The following is a 16,801-nucleotide window of genomic DNA, read 5'->3' as shown; positions in this document are numbered from 1 at the left end:
TGGCAGGATAAGCCGCACACTTTTTTTATTGGGAGAAGCAGATGAGTTACGATGTTTTCGGCGTAGGCAATGCCATCATGGATATGCAGGTACAATGCGATGATGCATTCCTTGAGAAGATGGGCATTGAAAAGGGGATCATGACACTGGTTGATGAACAGCGTCAGCAGGAGATTCTCGATGCACTGGCCGATCACAATGTGAATTACTGCTCCGGTGGCTCTGCGGCCAACACCATTGTCGGCATTGCCGATATGGGTGGAAAATCAGCCTACGCCTGTAAAACGGGCGCTGACGGTTTCGGCCAGCAGTATCTGGACGAAATGAGGAAGCTCGGCATCACTATCGAGGTACCCCAGACCGAAGGCCAGAGCGGCACCTGTGTGGTACTGATTACCCCCGACGCACAGCGTACCATGCTGACCAACCTCGGCATCTCCTCCTCCCTTGATGAGGATGACATTGTCGAGAGCGAGATCGCCAAAGCCAAATACCTCTATGTTGAGGGTTACCTCTTTGCCGGCGATTCCACCAAAGCAGCTGCACTCAAAGCGATTGAATATGCCATAAAACATAACGTCAAGGTGGCACTGACCGTCTCCGACCCTTTCCTGATCCACCTCTTCAAGGATCAATTCCAGCAGCTGATCGAAGGCCCTGTCGACCTGCTCTTCTGTAACGAGGAGGAGGCCAAAGCACTGACTGGACTGGAAGATCCTATCGACTGCGCCCACGCTATTCACAAACACTGCGAAAATGTCGCGCTCACCCTCGGCAAGAACGGCTCAATCATCATGCATGAGGGCGAAGCGTTCCCTGTTGAAGGGGTTGAGGTCGATGCAATCGATACCACAGGTGCCGGCGACATGTATGCCGCTGGCCTCCTCTACGGCATCACCAACGGCATCCCCTGGCAGAAAGCCGGCCATCTCGGTTCACATGCAGCAGGTGTCGTGGTCTCCCAGCTGGGCGCACGCTTGCCTGCCGCATTGAGTTTCGATGAGATCCAACATCTTCTAGATTAATCACAGCATCAATTTTCAGGAGGAACACCCATGAAAAAAACTGTTACAGCTATTTTTGCCCTGCTTGCCCTGATCTCCCTCTCCGCCTGTTCACCGGAACCGGGAACCAAGGCGTGGTGCGAAAAGATGAAAGAGACGCCAAAAGCCGACTGGAGTGCTAACGAAGCCGGCACATTTACCAAACACTGCGTTCTGGGTAACTACAAAAAGGATTATTAAGAAGCTCAACAACAAACCCCGCCTTCTGGCGGGGTTTGTTGTTTCAGCCCTCCAGTCCGAAATAGATCACCGCCAGATCCTCCTGACCTGAATTGATAAGCTCATGCTCTTCACCCGGGTCGATGCGAATGCAGCTGCCCCCTTTAATTCCATGGCGCTCACCATTGATCACTATCGTCCCACTACCCACCAGGATATAGAATATCTCATGCAGGTCCTCGTGAAGGTGTGCAGATGCTCTCTGGCCCGGCTTGAAGAGAGCATGGGAAAACCGGACGGAGCCCGGAAGTTCACCTTCATGGAATAAAATCCGCTTCATAATATTCGGATCATGCGACAGCCCTTCAGGCTCCACCCTCTCCGTTTCGATAATTTTCATTCGAGACTCCCTCAAATAATGGTCAGAATGCCAGCCTATCTATCCTCTAAAATTTGTTAACATGCAGCAGTGCTACTCCAGCCCGAAGAGACCACGGGTTCGATACAGGTATTTTCGCAGCTCCTCGCAGGCCAGAATGATAGCACCAAACAGCACCATCACTGGTAGGTAAGCCAGATCAAACGGTGCGGTGCCAAACACTCTCTGTCCGACCGGTGTTAGCGCGATAACTGCCAGTAGCATAGCCTCACTGGCAATACCGATCAGAATCACCCGGTTGCTGAACAGCCCCTTGCTGAAAGAAGAGAGCTTACTGGTGCGACAGGCAAAAACATTGAACATCTGGGTGATAATGATCGTGGCGAAAAAACCGGTGATGGCCTGCATGTAGAGCGGGCTGTTGACCGCAATATCAACGCCCCAATCCCATCCGCCTGCGAAGAGGATATCGAAGAAGATCAGGTAGGAGAAGGCAGTCTGCAAGGGGCCGATAAAACCGTAGGAGCGGGCGATCATACGCCATGTCAGCAACTTTGCAGAGGGATCACGCGGAGGACGCTGCATGATATCTGACTCCGGTTTTTCCATACCCAATCCAATAGCCGGGAGCATGTCCGTACCCAGATCAATCGCCAGAATCAGCAACACCGGCAGCGCCAGCGGCCAGTCGAGCAGGATAAAGAGAAGAAATGGCACGATCTCAGGGGTGTTACTAGTGAGGATATAGGTAATAAAGCTCTTGATGTTGTCGTAAGCCGCACGCCCTGCCTTGATCGCGCTGACGATTGAAGTGAAATTATCATCCAGCAGCACAATATCTGCAGCCTCTTTGGCCACCTCGGTGCCACTAAGGCCCATAGCAATGCCGACATCGGCCCTGCGTAGTGCCGGCGCATCATTCACGCCATCGCCGGTCACAGCCACCACCTCTCCCATCTCCTTAAGCAGAGAAACAACACGCAGCTTGTCGCGCGGCAGCGTGCGGGCAAAGATCAATTCAGGGCTCTGCAGTATCTCCTTGAGCTTCTCATCACTGATATCCGGAAGATCGGTGCCATTCACCACTACCGGTGATTCTCCTTCGACAATACCGGTCTGCCGCGCGATATGCTCGACTGTAGACTCCTGATCTCCGGAAATCACGACCACCCTGATGCCCGCCTCTTTGCAGAGTCGCACCGACTCAGCCACCTCCGGACGCGGCGGATCCTGCATCACCACTAATCCGTAATAGCAAAATCCTCTTTCAAGATCATCATGCTCATCGGCCACCGTTTTAAGCGCGCAACCGAGCACCCGGAACCCCTGGGCAGCATAACTTATATCCTGATCCAGCAGTCGCCTACGCAGATCATCAGTCAGCTCAAGCGACTCTCCCGCCTCGAAGTAGTGTGTACACATCTGCAGAACCACCTCACTCGCCCCCTTGAGGTAGGCACGGGCGTGGTCATTATAGCTGTGGACCGTCACCATAAAACGACTCTCTGATGAGAAGGGAATCTCGTGGAGTCTCGGCTGATTCCCCTCAATATATCCGACATTGCTGAAAGCACCGACAAAGTCCTTTAAGCAAAGTTCGGTCGCATCACCAAAGCTTTTTTCCCGGTTGAGTGTACTGTTATTACAGAGTACCAGAATGTCATTAAAGTCCTGCATGCCAGGAATATCGCGCAGGTGCACATGCTTCTGTTCCAGCGACAATAGACCCTGCTTGCGCTCAAAATCGTACCAGCTGCCATTAAGGCAAACGCCATGTACATGAAGATTGTTTTCGGTCAATGTGCCGGTCTTGTCCGAACAGATCACAGTGAGACTGCCGAGTGTTTCGATCGCATCGATATTTTTCACTAGGACATTGAGCTTCGCCATGCGCTGGGCAGCAAGCGAGAGCGTCAGGGTTACCGTCGGCAGCAGCCCCTCCGGTACGTTGGCAACAATAATACCGATGGCAAACACAAGATCGACCCACAACGGATTGCGGGCCATCAGGTAATCGAGCAGAAAGAACGATACACCAAGACTAATGGCGATATAGGAGATGGTGCGGATAAAATGAGCAATCTGCCGTTGCAGATGCGATGCACTCTGCTCAACCTCGCCGGTCTCACGTGCAATTTTACCGATCTGGGTATGGTCACCTGTTGCCACGACCACCGCCGTTCCTGTACCTGACTGCACCAGCGTGCCGCTGAAAACCATGTTACGGCTACGCAACACATTGCCACTGGTAGCCTTGAGACTTCTCAATTGCGGTTCGCTCTCACCGGTAAGGGCGGAGTGATCCACCTTCAGCATGCTCTGCTCTATCAAGCGTGCGTCGGCGGTTACTCTATCGCCTTCGGCAAGTAGCACGATATCGCCCGGCACAAGGTGCTCGGATTCAATCTGCATACGCTCGCCACCCCTCAGAACCACAGCCTGTGATGTCATCAGGTTTCTGAATGCCTTCATCGCCTTTTTAGCTTTCTGCTCCTGAAAAAAGGTAAAGATGGCATTGAGCAGGGTGACAGCCAATAGTGCCCAGGCGATATAGAGCGAGCCTTCACCCTGCACCAGCTGCTCACTGACAAAAGAGAGTACTGCGCCGGCCAGCAATAGGTAGGAGAAGAGATTGTGAAACTGCAGTAGAAACTGCAGCAGAATAAGCATCTCCTTTTTTTCACTCAACCGGTTGATGCCATAACATTTGCGCCGAGCCCGCACCTCGGTGTTATCGAGCCCCTGCTCAGAAGTACTCAGCTGCTCAAGCACCTCTTCGGTCGGAACCTCATGGATACGTTTGAGCAGCTCCGCAGGGACATCAGCCCTGCACGCTTCAACCATTGGATTTTCGATATCTGTCATAATACAGTTCTCAGATCAGACCGCTAGCGACCCAGGTTTTTCTCCAGCTCCAGGATACGCAGCGTCGTTTCAAGCACTGAATCGGGATTGAGTGACATCGACTCGATTCCCTCGCGCACAAGGAAATCTGCAATCTCAGGATAATCTGACGGTGCCTGCCCGCAGATGCCGATATACTTGCCACGCCGCTTGCAGGCGGCGATCGCCATTTTGAGCATCTCAAGGATGGCCGGCTCGCGCTCATCAAAAATATGGGCGACCAGTGCGGAGTCGCGGTCCACGCCCAGGGTGAGCTGGGTCAGGTCATTGGAGCCGATCGAGAAGCCGTCGAAGATATCGAGGAACGCATCGGCAGCAATCACATTGGCCGGGATCTCGCACATCATATAGATCTGCAATCCATCCTCCCCCCGCTTGAGCCCGTGCTCAGCCATCAGATCGAGCACCTTCTGCCCCTCGGCTGGTGTCCGGGTAAACGGAATCATCAGGCAGACGTTCTTCAGCCCCTTCTCGTCGCGCACCAGGCGCATAGCCCTGCACTCCAGCACAAAGGCATCCCTGAAGGCATCGGAATAGTAGCGGGATGCCCCGCGGAAGCCGATCATCGGGTTCTCCTCCACAGGCTCGAATGCCTTGCCGCCAAGCAAGTTGGCATACTCATTTGATTTGAAATCCGACATGCGGAAGATCACCTTGGAGGGGTAAAAGGCAGCCGCGATCGTCGCAATGCCTTCAGCCAGCTTCTTCACATAAAACTCAAGCGGCGAATCGTAACCTGATGATCGGCTGCGTATCTCCCGTTTGAGTTTGGCATCAATGAGCTTGTCGAACCCCAGAACCGTATTGGGGTGGATGCCGATACTGTTGTTGATAATGAACTCCAGTCGCGCAAGCCCCACACCATCATTGGGGGTAGCACTGAAGGCAAAGGCGCGATCAGGGCTCGCCACATTCATCATAATCTTGGTCTTTGGTCGGGCCATTTCACCCACATTCACAGTCTTGAGCTTGAATTTAAGTTCACCCGCATAGACATAGCCGCACTCACCTTCGGCACAAGAGACGGTCACCATGTCACCATCAGTAATGGTTTCAGTACCACTGCCGGTACCTACCACAGCGGGCAACCCCAGCTCGCGGGAGATGATAGCGGCATGGCAGGTGCGCCCCCCCCGATTGGTCACGATTGCTGCCGCACTCTTCATGATCGGTTCCCAGTCCGGATCGGTCATATCGGTAATCAGTACCTCACCCGGTTCCAGCTCCTCAATCTGGGATACATCCTTGATGATGCGTGCTCGTCCTGTGGCGATCTTGCCGCCCACGCTTTTGCCCTGCGCAAGAATCGCGGAGATCTCTTTCAGCTTGTAGAACTCAATCACATGGTAGTCACGCTGGGAATGCACGGTTTCCGGCCTCGCCTGCACAATAAACAGTTCACCGGTGTTGCCATCCTTGGCCCACTCAATATCCATCGGTTGCAGATGCCCAGCCAACTCCGAGTAGTGCTCCTCGATGATTACCGCATATCTCGCCAAAGTGAGCAGCTCATCCTCTGTCAGGCAGTAAACACGCTGATCCTCAAGCGGCACATGCACATTTTTGGTCGGATGTTTCAGCGACTCGGAGTAGACCATCTTCTGCGCCTTCTCGCCCAGTGTGCGACCAAGCAGCGCTCTGTACCCCTCCTTCAGCAGTGGTTTGAAGACATAGGCCTCGTCAGGGCGCACCGTACCCTGTACCACATTCTCACCCAGCCCATAAGAACCGGTGATGAACACGGCATTGTTAAAGCCGGTTTCCGTATCGATAGAGAACATCACACCGGCCGATGCCAGATCGCTGCGTACCATCTTCTGAATGCCGGCTGAAAGTGCCACCTTCATATGGTCGAAATTTTTATCGACCCGATAGGAAATGGCGCGATTGGTAAACAGTGAGGCATAGACCTGTTTAACATGCTCTACTACATGTGCTGAACCGCGCACATTGAGGTAACTCTCCTGCTGGCCGGCAAAGGAGGCTTCGGGAAGATCCTCGGCTGTGGCCGATGAACGCACCGAGACCGCCAGCGGCTGCTCACTGTACTGCTTTGCCAGCCGTTGATAGGCCTCAATAATTTCAGCCTCTAGGTCGTCCGGCATTTCAGCATGGGCAATGATAGAGCGAAGGTGGTGGCCGCATGCCGCCAGTTTCTTCATATCATGCGTATCAAGTCCGTTCAGTGTTGTTGCAATTTCATCGGTCAGATTATTATGTTCAATATAGTGCCAGTAGGCATCGGCGGTAGTGGCGAAGCCATTGGGGATTTTTATCCCCTTCTCAGTCAGCTGGCAGTACATCTCACCCAGCGAGGCGTTTTTTCCTCCAACCATGGCGACATCGGATAAGCCCAGCTCTTCAAAAAAGCGGATATATTTCATTCATACCTCCTGAATGATCAGTCTGAATTACCTCTACCCAGAAACCGTAAATAAGAATCTCAAATCGTTATAAACTGTATCTATTGTGATTATAGCATACCGATACCTATTAAGATGGAGTCTCACAGTTATTATTCATGAGCGGGAGGGTCAGACTCAGGAGAAAGCATGTCATCAAGCAGCCTTTGAGCAGCGATGGAATGGCAACCTCGCTCGCGCATACCTTCTCTTCCACTTTGCTTTACAGGTAATTACTAGGAGTGGCTAGATTATACGATTTAGCGTTTTTTAATCAGACTGACAATAAAGACAAGAATCACAGCACCAAGCACAGCCGAAATCAGCGTGCCGATCAGACCCTCAAAAGAGAAGCCGAGATAACCGAACAGAAACTTCCCGAGAAAAGCGCCGAGCACGCCGATAACCATATTGCTGATCAGGCCGTAACCGCCCCCTTTCATCAATTGGCCAGCAATCCAGCCTGCAGTGGCACCAATAACAAGAAATATCAGTAGGTTCATCATTACTACCTCCAGTAAACAGAAGCCAGCATATCGCAGCAGATGCGTTTCAGCCAACACATGCTTGCAATCGGGATTTGACTGATTATGATGCGGCGCCACTGCATGGGCAACTATGCAAACTACATACCTTGCTCCGGACGCGCTTATCGTACCGGGGCGTACGTTTGTACACCGAGAGGAGCGCCGTTTTGTATTACGAAACTATTTTTATCGTTAATCCTGATATCTCTCAGGAAAACACCGAAGCACTGACCGACTCACTGGTCGAAAAAATCGAAAAAGTCGGTGGCCGCATCGTTAAACGCGAAAACTGGGGTTCACGTCCGTTGTCATACACTATTGCCAACCGTAAACGTGGAAACTACATGCTGCTGGTAACCGACGGCAGTGCCGAAGCAATCAAGACTCTGGAACATGCAATCAGCCTGGAGGAGCGCATTATCCGCTCCCTGACCACGTCGCTGACTGAACTTTCTGACAACCCATCCCCACTGCTGCGCCGCGCACAGGCTGCTGCCAAGCGTGAAGAAGTTGCAGCTGAAGAGAAAGCTGAAGCTGAAGCTGCTGCAGTCGTTGCTGCAGAAGCCGCTGCTGCTGCCCCTGCTGAAGAGGCTGTAGTTGAAGCTGTTGCTGAAGAGAAAGTTGCTGAGGCCACACCTGCTGATGGAGCAGACGCAAGCGCCTGAGTTTAACCGCGCCCGAGTTTCGGGCCGGCTACGCAATTTGCGTAAACGCTGGACACCGGATGGTTCTCTGGCTCTGATTGCAGAAGTGGTAACATCACGTCCGCAACTGGGCCCGGTCCGTGCAGGGGTTCAGGATCAACAACCCATGCCACTTCGAGCAACCGGAGAGATATGCAATATTATCTCGGCTCTTGAAGGCAAGCATATTGTTGTTGAAGGCGGTTTACGCAGACGATTTTACAGCAGGGACGGTGAACCTTGCTGGGGACAGGTTGAACTTTGGGTGGATTCATGTCGATTGGTAGAACAATCAACAGAGATCACAGAGTAGTACCTGAGATAGAGATTTAGGAGAAAACAATGAGTGAAGAAGTAAAAACAACTGCTGCACCAGCTCAGGGCGACCGCCCGCAGCGCACTGAACGTCCACAGGGTGACCGCCCAGCTCGTCCGCAGGGCGACCGTCCGCGCCGCCCACAGGGTGCACGTCCACAGGGCCGTTTTCAGAGCCGTCGTAAATTCTGCAAGTTCTGTGCAGACACGAGCCTGAATATCGATCACAAGGACCCGGATATGCTGCGCGGCTTTATTACCGAGCGTTGCAAAATCCTGCCATCACGTGTGACAGGTACATGTGCCAAGCATCAGCGTAGCCTGACTACTGCGATCAAACGCGCACGTATTCTGGCTCTGGTGGCATTCACCCCGCTACACCACGATTGATATTGTCGGTCGTAAGGTGATCTGATGGATAATCAGCCACCTACCCCGCAGGCTATGCCGCCACTGGTCAGCTTCATTCTGACCCGGCGGCTCTCCTGTGCAGCAGTGATGACCATCATGCTGCTTGGAATGTGGTTTCCGGTTGTTATACCGGGATTGCATCCAGTCATAACCCTGCTGGTTATGACGATGGGTATGGCACTGCATCTAATGACTCCGGCACTGGTAGCACTGATTACCTTTGGCGGAGGATTGAGATTTGCTCTGCATGTTGCAGCCATTGCTTCAATTGCAGTCACTGCCCTGAGTGGTTTTTCACTTTCGGCAGGTTTAGTGACCATGTTGCTTTACGGCCTGCTGCCAGCACTTTCGGCAACGGTTTTGATGCAGCTCCAAGGCGTACGCCGAAGTGCCCAGTATGTGGCCATCGGCACTGGCATAGCGGTGGTTCTCGGATTACTGCTAGCTGCGGGCACACAGGATGCAGGACTTAGAGATTGGGTTAACCTGCTTCTGGAGCCGCTGTTTGCGGATATGGCATCGATTCCGGCTGAACAGATGCAGGCAATGCAGCTATTCAGGGAGTCGATGGTAGCAGTGTTACCGGGCCTGTTGGCACTATCACTGTGGATGACCTGGTGGGGTAATGTAGGTTTAGCCCGCCGTTTGGCGAAAAAGTACGGTTTTTACCGGGGTGATGAGGAAGATTTTCTCACCCTGAGTTTTGACAAAACATTGGCGTATCTGTTTAGCGTTTTGATACTGTTAATGTCTATTGTTACAGGTGATCTGTTATACCTTGTTGCCAATGCCGCGATCGTTACCGGCGGTCTGTTGGCGGCGCAGGGCGTGGCAGTTGCCCACAGCTGGCTGAAAGCGAAAGGACTGACTTTCTCGATCGGCCTGATGTATTTGATGTTACTCATCTGGTCTGCAATGATCGTACCATTCGTGATTGTTGGCCTGATGGATATTTGGTTTGATTTTCGCCGGAGATTTCCGGCTGCTGGAGGATAAAATGCAATTGATTCTTTTAGAACGTGTAGAAGGTCTGGGAAATGTTGGCGATGAAGTAAATGTTCGTCCTGGTTATGGCCGCAACTACCTGATCCCTAATGGTAAGGCTTCTCTTGCCACTGCTGGAAACCGCAGTGTTTTTGAGCGCCGCCGCGCACAGCTCGAGAAAAAACAGGATGAAGTTCTGGCAACTGCCAAGACTGATGCTGAGAAGCTCTCTGTTCTGACTCTGGAAATCGTACGTGCCACCTCTGATGGTAAGCACCTGTACGGCTCCGTCAGCACCCATGACCTGGCTGAACTGCTGACAGAAAGCGGCTCCCCTGTTGAGCGTCGTAACATCCTGCTGGACGACCAGATCAAGGTAGTTGGCGATCATCAGTTCCGTGTACGTCTGCACCCGGATGTCACTGCTGAGCTCACTATCAAGGTCACTTCAGAACAGCATTGAGTCAAGCCATTCCCCTGCGCACCGATACGCTCAGAGAGCGCATCCCGCCTCACGCCTATGACGCTGAGCGGGCGGTGCTCGGGGGAATTATGCTTGATCCCGAGGCACTTGAGCGTCTGGAAGGCACACTGCAGCCAGAACACTTCTATGTTGATGCCAATGCACGGGTCTTTCATGTAATTCAGGAGTTATCAGCGCGCGGCCAGCCGGTCGATGCGTTGACGATCAAGGATCAGCTCGAACAGCGCGATGAACTCGCCTCATGTGGTGGCGAAGCCTACTTGGCCGATCTGGTCATGGCCGTGCCTACTTCTGCCAATGTAAAACATTATGCCGATCTCGTTCGTGAACGCTCTGTGCTTCGCGAGCTTCTCTCTGTCTGCAGCACTGTTTCCCGCGACGTTTATGAAGAGACGGGACTGGCGGTCAACGAACACCTCGATAGTGCAGAAAAGAACATCCTTGCCATTGCCGAGAAATTTAACCGCTCACGCCCTGCCTTCAGCAACATGAGCGACCTGATGCTACAGAGCTACAAAGAACTTGAAGAGCGTTATGCCAACAAGCAGTTGGTCACAGGTGTTTCAACCGGGTTTGATGATCTGGACGAGAGAACCTCAGGCATGCAGCGCGGCGACCTGATTATTGTCGCCGGCCGCCCAAGTATGGGTAAAACCGCCTTCTCAATGAACCTCGCCCAGAATGCTGCAATGCGTTCGAGCGACAAAAACTCCGGCGTGGTCGCTGTATTCTCGCTGGAAATGTCCTGCCAGCAGATCGCCATGCGTATGCTCGCCTGTGAAGCTCGCGTAGACATGCAACATTTAAGAACAGGGCGTTTCTCCTCGGATGACTGGCGCAAGCTGGCTGCGGCAAGTGGCTCACTGGCAGAATCGAAGATCTTTATCGATGATACCCCGGCCATCTCGGTGATGGAGCTGCGCTCCAAATGCCGCCGTCTTAAACGCGAGAACAAAGGCCTCGATATGGTGCTGATTGACTATATACAGCTGATGAGCGGCCGTTCCAATTCAGAGAACAGAGCACAGGAAGTCTCCGAGATATCCCGATCACTGAAGGGCCTTGCCAAGGAGCTGGACGTGGCAGTCATCGCCCTCTCCCAGCTAAATCGCTCTCTTGAGCAACGTGCCGACAAACGTCCTGTGATGTCCGACCTGCGTGAATCCGGTGCGATCGAGCAGGATGCCGACGTGATCATGTTCATCTATCGTGATGAGGTTTATAACAAGAAACCTGAGAACGAGGGGCTAGCAGAAATCATTATCGCCAAGCAGCGTCAAGGTCCGATTGGTGATGTAAAGCTTACCTTTGTGCATCGCTACACCCGCTTCGAAAACCACGCCTCAGCCGGTTTCGACGACTAACCCGCTTCTTTCAACATCTACGTTGCTTTAAAGTGGATGGTCTTAATGGAGCAAAGCTTTCTGTTTTCTAACCCCCTTGATCATGATGATGGCGGAATTTCTACAGTCATATTTTCATATACCTTGAGTTGGCAGCCCAGTCGGGAGTTCGGCAACACATCTTCAGCAGCATCAAGCATTTCATCTTCATCACCAGATGGTGGCATTGCACTTTCCGCTCCGGCGTGGACATAGATATGACAGCTACTGCAGGCAAGATTTCCATCACAGGAGTGATTCAAGTCCACCTTATGGAGTGTGGCAGCTTCAAGCACTGACGTACCCGGTAAAACCGTCACCTTCTTCCCTGATGGCAAAAAGGTCAGTTCCGGGCCCGATATTTTTCGCTTAAAAGGACTCCACATGCACACCTCAACAACAGCGTCTCCACTGTTTCTCACATTAAATTAATATTCTAGAGAGATAAGCATGATTGGGGCCATATGCCCCCTATTTCTTACAGGTTTATTAAGCTGATAGTGCCCTGAGCAACCCTTCAGCTTTGTGTTCGGTTTCGATCAGTTCATGTTCGGGATCAGAATCGGCGACGATACCAGCACCAGCCGCCCAGTTAAGTTTGCCCTGATAGTGCCAGAAGGTGCGGATCAGGATGTTCATATCGGATGAACCATCCCATGCCACATAACCCAGCCCACCTGTGTAAGGGCCTCGGGCATTGCTCTCCAGTTCATGGATGATCTCCATGCAACGCACCTTGGGGCAACCGGTGATCGTGCCACCGGGAAACATCGCCCTGAACAGGTCAACGACATCGTTCCCCTCTTCCAGAAAACCGCGCACATTGGATACGATATGCTGCACAGTGGCGTACTGCTCAATCACCATGCGCTCATTCACCTCAACACTGCCAGGGGCGCAGACACGCCCCAAATCGTTACGCTCCAGGTCAACGAGCATGATGTGCTCTGCACGCTCTTTTTCCGACAACAGTAACTCTGCCCTTAGCGACTCGTCCATATCGCCCTCAGCACGCCTTCTGGTGCCTGCAATGGGCCTTGTATCCACCTCACCATCAGCAAATGTGCGAAACAAGCGCTCCGGCGAGGCCGAAACCAGCGTTAACGCATCACGCCCACTGCCGATACGGACAAACGAGGAGAATGGTGCTGGGTTCACCCGGCGCAGTTGATCGTAGAGGCTGACCAGATCTATCTGCTCAAACGGCATGGACCAGAAGCGGGCAATATTGGCCTGAAAGATATCGCCTGCCCCGATATACTCTTTCACCTGTTCAACAGCCTGTTTATATGAGAGTGAAGAAGTTACAGCGGGTTTTTTCAAAATCTGCAGCGAGGCAAACGAAGCAAGTGAGCCTTCCACTTCATCCAGCATCATCAGGACCGACTGCACTGCTAATTCATCCCTGGCTGCCAAATAGATTAACTCATCATCAAAGCAGAGTGAGAACGTAGGGTAGAGTGTCCACAGTACCGGGCCTGGAACATCTGTTTTAGGGACTGGAAGATCTTCAATCAGGCTGCCTGCTTCGTAGGCAGCATAGACAAGACATTGGATGGCTGGTGAGTTTTCATGCGCTCCAGAAACCACCCGCTTCCAGCTGTCAAAAAACATATCCACATGTTCTGGAGTAGCACCCTGATCCAGTGATACGGATCGCCCGTGTTGTGAAACGAGGAACTGTCTGCCCACACCGGAAGGATCTTCAAGCACAGCTGAGAATTGTTCCGGAAATGCAGAAAAAAGGCCGTAAGCTGAAAGCTTACGGCCCTGATTCAATATGACGCGGAAAATCACGTCGATATTCTCTTGAACTACTTAGTCGAACTTACGTACGATTACAGTTGCGTTGGTGCCACCGAAACCGAACGAGTTGGAAACAGCCACCTTGATGTTAGCGTCTCTTGCTTCATGCGGCACATAATCCAGATCACATTCAGGATCAGGATTGTCCAAGTTAATCGTTGGTGGAACCACACCGTTATGTACAGCGAGCACCGAGAACGCAGCCTCAATACCACCGGCAGCACCGAGCAGATGCCCTGTCATCGATTTCGATGAAGAAACCATCAGCTTTTTGGCATGATCGCCGAACACCGATTTGATCCCCTGTGTTTCAGCCACGTCACCTGCAGGTGTGGATGTGCCATGCGCATTGATATAATCCACATCTTCCGGATTAATACCGGCACGGCTCAACGCAGCCTTCATACAACGGCCGCCACCTTCACCACCCGGAGATGGAGAGGTCATATGGTAAGCATCGCCACTCATGCCATAACCGATCACTTCAGCAAGGATCACAGCACCGCGTGCTTTGGCTGACTCAAGCTCTTCGAGTACAAGCACGCCTGCACCCTCACCCATCACGAAACCATCGCGATCCTTATCCCATGGACGGGATGCACGCTCTGGCTCGTCATTACGTGTGGAGAGTGCCCGGGCAGCGGAGAAACCACCAATAGCCAGCTCACACACTACCGCTTCGGTACCACCAGCTACCATCGCATCGGCATCGCCGCGTGCAATGATCTCAAAGGCATCACCGACAGCATGTGTTCCTGTAGCACAGGCCGTTACAGCTGCAGTATTAGGACCCTTGGCACCGGTCAACATCGACACCCAGCCGGATGTCATATTGATGATAGTCTGCGGAATAAAGAACGGGGAGATCTTGCGAGCTCCACCGGCCTCATAGGCCCGCATGGTATTCTCAATGGTCACCAAGCCGCCCATTCCAGCGCCGACAGCGACACCGACACGTTCAGCATTGGTTTCATCAATGGTCAAGCCCGACTGCTCAAGCGCCATCAATGATGCGGCTACGCCAAACTGGATAAATTTATCCATTTTGCGTGCATCCTTGCGGTTGATGAAGGCTTCAACATTGAAGTCTGGAACCTCACCTGCAATGGTACAAGCCATACCCGTCGCTTCAGCATCGAAATGCGAGATACGACGGATGCCAGATTTACCGGCAGTAAGATTATTCCATGTTACATCAGTACCAGTGCCGAGCGGAGTAACCAGCCCAACACCAGTGACGACTACGCGTCTGGTCATAGGATCTTATTCTGCTTTGGCAGCGATATAATCGATTGCGTTCTGAACACTCTGGATGCCTTCAGCATCTTCGTCTGGAATTTCAACACCGAACTCTTCTTCAAATGCCATAACCAGCTCTACTGTATCCAGTGAGTCAGCGCCCAGATCATCAACGAATGATGAATCAGGGTTGATTTCTTCCTCATCAACATTCAGCTGATCGGAAACGATTTTAATGATTTTAGCTTCGATTTCTGCAGACATAAAGTCCTCCCGAAAAAATAGATGCGGCTTCTATCATAAGGTTCATAGCCGCACAAGTCTGAACCCCTTTCTACCCTCTGCTATTGCATAAGATAGAGAAATTTACATGTACATGCCACCATTTACATGCAGCACCTGACCGGTGATGTAACCGGCCGCATCGCTGGCTAAAAAAGCAACTGCAGCAGCAATATCTTCCGGTTGTCCGAGGCGCCCCAGTGGAATCTGCCCGGTAAGCTTGGCATGCGCATCATCGCCCAGGTCAGCGGTCATATCGGTAGCAATAAATCCCGGTGCAACAGCATTAACCGTAATGCCACGCGAACCCACTTCGCGAGCCAGTGAACGGGTCATCGCCTCTACACCACCCTTACTGGCACAGTAGTTCAGCTGACCCGGATTACCCATACCCGCCACAACGGATGAGATATTGATAATACGTCCAGCGCGCGCGCGCATCATCGGCTTGAGTGCCGCCTGCATGGCATTGAATACAGATGAGAGATTGGTGTCGATCACTGCACTCCAGTCGTCCGGCTTCATCCGCATGGAGAGGTTGTCTCTGGTGATACCGGCATTGTTGACCAACACATCGAGCCTGCCGAAATGTTTGGCCGCTTCCTGCACAAAACCCTGCATCTGATCACGATCGGAAACATCGACAGCCTTAGCCAGAACCTCCACGCCACTTGCAGCACGAATCTCTTCAGCGGCTTTGTCGATAGTAGCCTGCGTCGTACCACAGATCGCCAGATTAAAACCGGCTGCTGCAAGCTGTTTGGCAACCACATTACCGATGCCACGACTGGCACCTGTTACCAGTGCAATTTTATTATCACTCATGATTCCCTCACTCCCCTGCAATCAGGTTGATGCTGGTTTCGATCTGATCCGGCCCCACGGTTACTCCAACAATCATATCACGTTCGATGCGTTTGACGAGCCCTGCCAGCACCTTGCCCGGCCCCATTTCGACGCCGCGTGTAATACCATTTTCCGCCAGTTTCTGAACTGTCTCTGTCCAGCGTACAGGCGAGATCAACTGTGCAACCAGTGCTGCCCTGATCTTCTCCACATCAACTTCAGTTGTTGCACTGGCATTGCCCCATACCGGACAGGCAGGCACATTAAATGAAACTTCCTGCAAACGCTTTGCCATAGAATCGGCAGCAGGTTGCATCAACGGCGTATGTGATGGCGCACTTACTGCCAGTGGCAGCGCACGTTTGGCACCCGCCTCCTTGGCCAATACCATCAGGCGATCAACTGCAGCAGAATGTCCTGCTACCACCAGCTGACCCGGACAGTTGTAGTTCGCAGCCCATACCTTGTCGCTCTCATCTGAAGCGTTGAGACAGAGCTCCTCGATCACCTCATCAGCTAGACCAAGAATAGCAGCCATACTGCCAACACCGGCAGGCACTGCCTGAGTCATTGCCCTGCCACGGAAAGCAACCAGCTGAACTGCATCGGAGAAATCGATTACACCGGCTGCTACCAGTGCGGAGTACTCACCAAGGGAGTGGCCTGCCACCTGCGTTGGCTCTGCACCACCCTTCTCACGCCATAGTCGCAGCATGGCAGTAGAGGCAGTCAGAAGAGCTGGCTGGGTAAATTCGGTCTGACCAAGCTTATTCTCGGCATCATCACAAATCAGCGCAGCCATATCATAACCAAGCGCATCGGATGCCTCTTCCAGGGTCTGCTTTACAATATCGATACCGTCAAACGCATCGAGCATACCTTTGGATTGAGAGCCCTGACCGGGAAAAAGAAGTACAAAATCAGCCATGTTAAA

General features: G+C 52.4%; 18 protein-coding genes. 8 read left to right on the top strand and 10 right to left on the bottom strand.

Features of this window, described 5'->3' with window-relative positions; genetic code table 11:
• Positions 1-41: 41 nt before the first annotated feature.
• Both Ga0123461_RS04365 and Ga0123461_RS04360 read left to right on the top strand, forming a co-directional pair.
• On the top strand, positions 42-1,025 hold the full coding sequence (locus Ga0123461_RS04365; RefSeq protein ID WP_100277209.1) for an adenosine kinase: 984 nt from the start codon (positions 42-44) through the stop codon (positions 1,023-1,025).
• Between the two features lie 30 nt (positions 1,026-1,055).
• Positions 1,056-1,244 (top strand): DUF3012 domain-containing protein, encoded by a 189-nt coding sequence (locus Ga0123461_RS04360; protein ID WP_100277208.1) that lies wholly within the window; start codon positions 1,056-1,058, stop codon positions 1,242-1,244.
• A 43-nt stretch (positions 1,245-1,287) separates the two neighbouring features.
• Here the strand turns inward: Ga0123461_RS04360 and Ga0123461_RS04355 are convergent, their stop codons facing one another.
• From Ga0123461_RS04355 to Ga0123461_RS04340, 4 genes are all read right to left on the bottom strand, one after another.
• Entirely contained in the window at positions 1,288-1,623 is a 336-nt protein-coding gene (locus Ga0123461_RS04355; protein ID WP_100277207.1) for a cupin domain-containing protein, read from the bottom strand.
• Positions 1,624-1,695: 72 nt separating this feature from the next.
• On the bottom strand, positions 1,696-4,467 hold the full coding sequence (locus tag Ga0123461_RS04350; RefSeq protein WP_100277206.1) for a cation-translocating P-type ATPase: 2,772 nt from the start codon (positions 4,465-4,467) through the stop codon (positions 1,696-1,698).
• A gap of 23 nt (positions 4,468-4,490) precedes the next feature.
• On the bottom strand, positions 4,491-6,890 hold the full coding sequence (ppsA, locus tag Ga0123461_RS04345) for a phosphoenolpyruvate synthase (protein ID WP_100277205.1): 2,400 nt from the start codon (positions 6,888-6,890) through the stop codon (positions 4,491-4,493).
• Positions 6,891-7,168: 278 nt separating this feature from the next.
• Complete coding sequence (locus tag Ga0123461_RS04340; RefSeq protein ID WP_232710359.1) at positions 7,169-7,414, bottom strand: GlsB/YeaQ/YmgE family stress response membrane protein; 246 nt, start codon at positions 7,412-7,414, stop codon at positions 7,169-7,171.
• A 188-nt stretch (positions 7,415-7,602) separates the two neighbouring features.
• Between Ga0123461_RS04340 and rpsF the strand changes: the two genes are divergently transcribed.
• Genes rpsF through dnaB form a run of 6 tightly spaced genes read left to right on the top strand, consistent with a single transcriptional unit; the run spans position 7,603 to position 11,676 of the window.
• Positions 7,603-8,100, top strand: coding sequence for a 30S ribosomal protein S6 (gene rpsF, locus Ga0123461_RS04335; protein WP_100277204.1), 498 nt, complete (start codon positions 7,603-7,605; stop codon positions 8,098-8,100).
• On the top strand, positions 8,078-8,431 hold the full coding sequence (locus Ga0123461_RS04330) for a hypothetical protein (RefSeq protein WP_100277203.1): 354 nt from the start codon (positions 8,078-8,080) through the stop codon (positions 8,429-8,431). The genes rpsF and Ga0123461_RS04330 overlap by 23 nt, the downstream gene beginning before the upstream one ends.
• Before the next feature lie 29 nt (positions 8,432-8,460).
• A complete protein-coding gene (gene rpsR / locus Ga0123461_RS12775) occupies positions 8,461-8,823 on the top strand; it encodes a 30S ribosomal protein S18 (protein WP_100277202.1) in 363 nt (120 codons plus the stop codon).
• Between the two features lie 24 nt (positions 8,824-8,847).
• Entirely contained in the window at positions 8,848-9,840 is a 993-nt protein-coding gene (locus Ga0123461_RS04320; protein ID WP_100277201.1) for a DUF2232 domain-containing protein, read from the top strand.
• A 1-nt stretch (position 9,841) separates the two neighbouring features.
• On the top strand, positions 9,842-10,291 hold the full coding sequence (gene rplI / locus Ga0123461_RS04315; RefSeq protein WP_100277200.1) for a 50S ribosomal protein L9: 450 nt from the start codon (positions 9,842-9,844) through the stop codon (positions 10,289-10,291).
• A complete protein-coding gene (dnaB, locus tag Ga0123461_RS04310) occupies positions 10,288-11,676 on the top strand; it encodes a replicative DNA helicase (protein WP_100277199.1) in 1,389 nt (462 codons plus the stop codon). The genes rplI and dnaB overlap by 4 nt, the downstream gene beginning before the upstream one ends.
• Positions 11,677-11,756: 80 nt before the next feature.
• Here the strand turns inward: dnaB and Ga0123461_RS04305 are convergent, their stop codons facing one another.
• The 6 genes from Ga0123461_RS04305 to fabD all read right to left on the bottom strand — a co-directional run bounded on the left by Ga0123461_RS04305 (position 11,757) and on the right by fabD (position 16,795).
• Positions 11,757-12,116 (bottom strand): 2Fe-2S iron-sulfur cluster-binding protein, encoded by a 360-nt coding sequence (locus tag Ga0123461_RS04305; RefSeq protein WP_157819219.1) that lies wholly within the window; start codon positions 12,114-12,116, stop codon positions 11,757-11,759.
• Between the two features lie 67 nt (positions 12,117-12,183).
• Positions 12,184-13,491 (bottom strand): anthranilate synthase component I family protein, encoded by a 1,308-nt coding sequence (locus Ga0123461_RS04300; protein WP_100277197.1) that lies wholly within the window; start codon positions 13,489-13,491, stop codon positions 12,184-12,186.
• A gap of 21 nt (positions 13,492-13,512) precedes the next feature.
• Positions 13,513-14,757 carry a beta-ketoacyl-ACP synthase II gene (fabF, locus tag Ga0123461_RS04295; RefSeq protein ID WP_100277196.1) on the bottom strand — a complete coding sequence of 415 codons (1,245 nt, stop codon included), beginning with the start codon at positions 14,755-14,757 and terminating at the stop codon, positions 13,513-13,515.
• 6 nt (positions 14,758-14,763) lie between these two features.
• A complete protein-coding gene (acpP, locus tag Ga0123461_RS04290) occupies positions 14,764-15,003 on the bottom strand; it encodes an acyl carrier protein (protein WP_100265686.1) in 240 nt (79 codons plus the stop codon).
• A 102-nt stretch (positions 15,004-15,105) separates the two neighbouring features.
• The gene (gene fabG, locus Ga0123461_RS04285) at positions 15,106-15,846 is read right to left on the bottom strand and encodes a 3-oxoacyl-ACP reductase FabG (RefSeq protein WP_100277195.1); all 741 of its coding nucleotides are present in this window, start codon (positions 15,844-15,846) and stop codon (positions 15,106-15,108) included.
• A gap of 7 nt (positions 15,847-15,853) precedes the next feature.
• On the bottom strand, positions 15,854-16,795 hold the full coding sequence (fabD, locus tag Ga0123461_RS04280) for an ACP S-malonyltransferase (protein ID WP_100277194.1): 942 nt from the start codon (positions 16,793-16,795) through the stop codon (positions 15,854-15,856).
• Between the last annotated feature and the right edge of the window lie 6 nt (positions 16,796-16,801).

The organism is Mariprofundus aestuarium (assembly GCF_002795805.1).
In the GTDB taxonomy this organism is placed as follows: Bacteria; Pseudomonadota; Zetaproteobacteria; order Mariprofundales; family Mariprofundaceae; genus Mariprofundus; species Mariprofundus aestuarium.
Note: the sequence above shows the minus strand (reverse complement) of the source record. Positions and strands in the feature narration are given on the sequence as shown.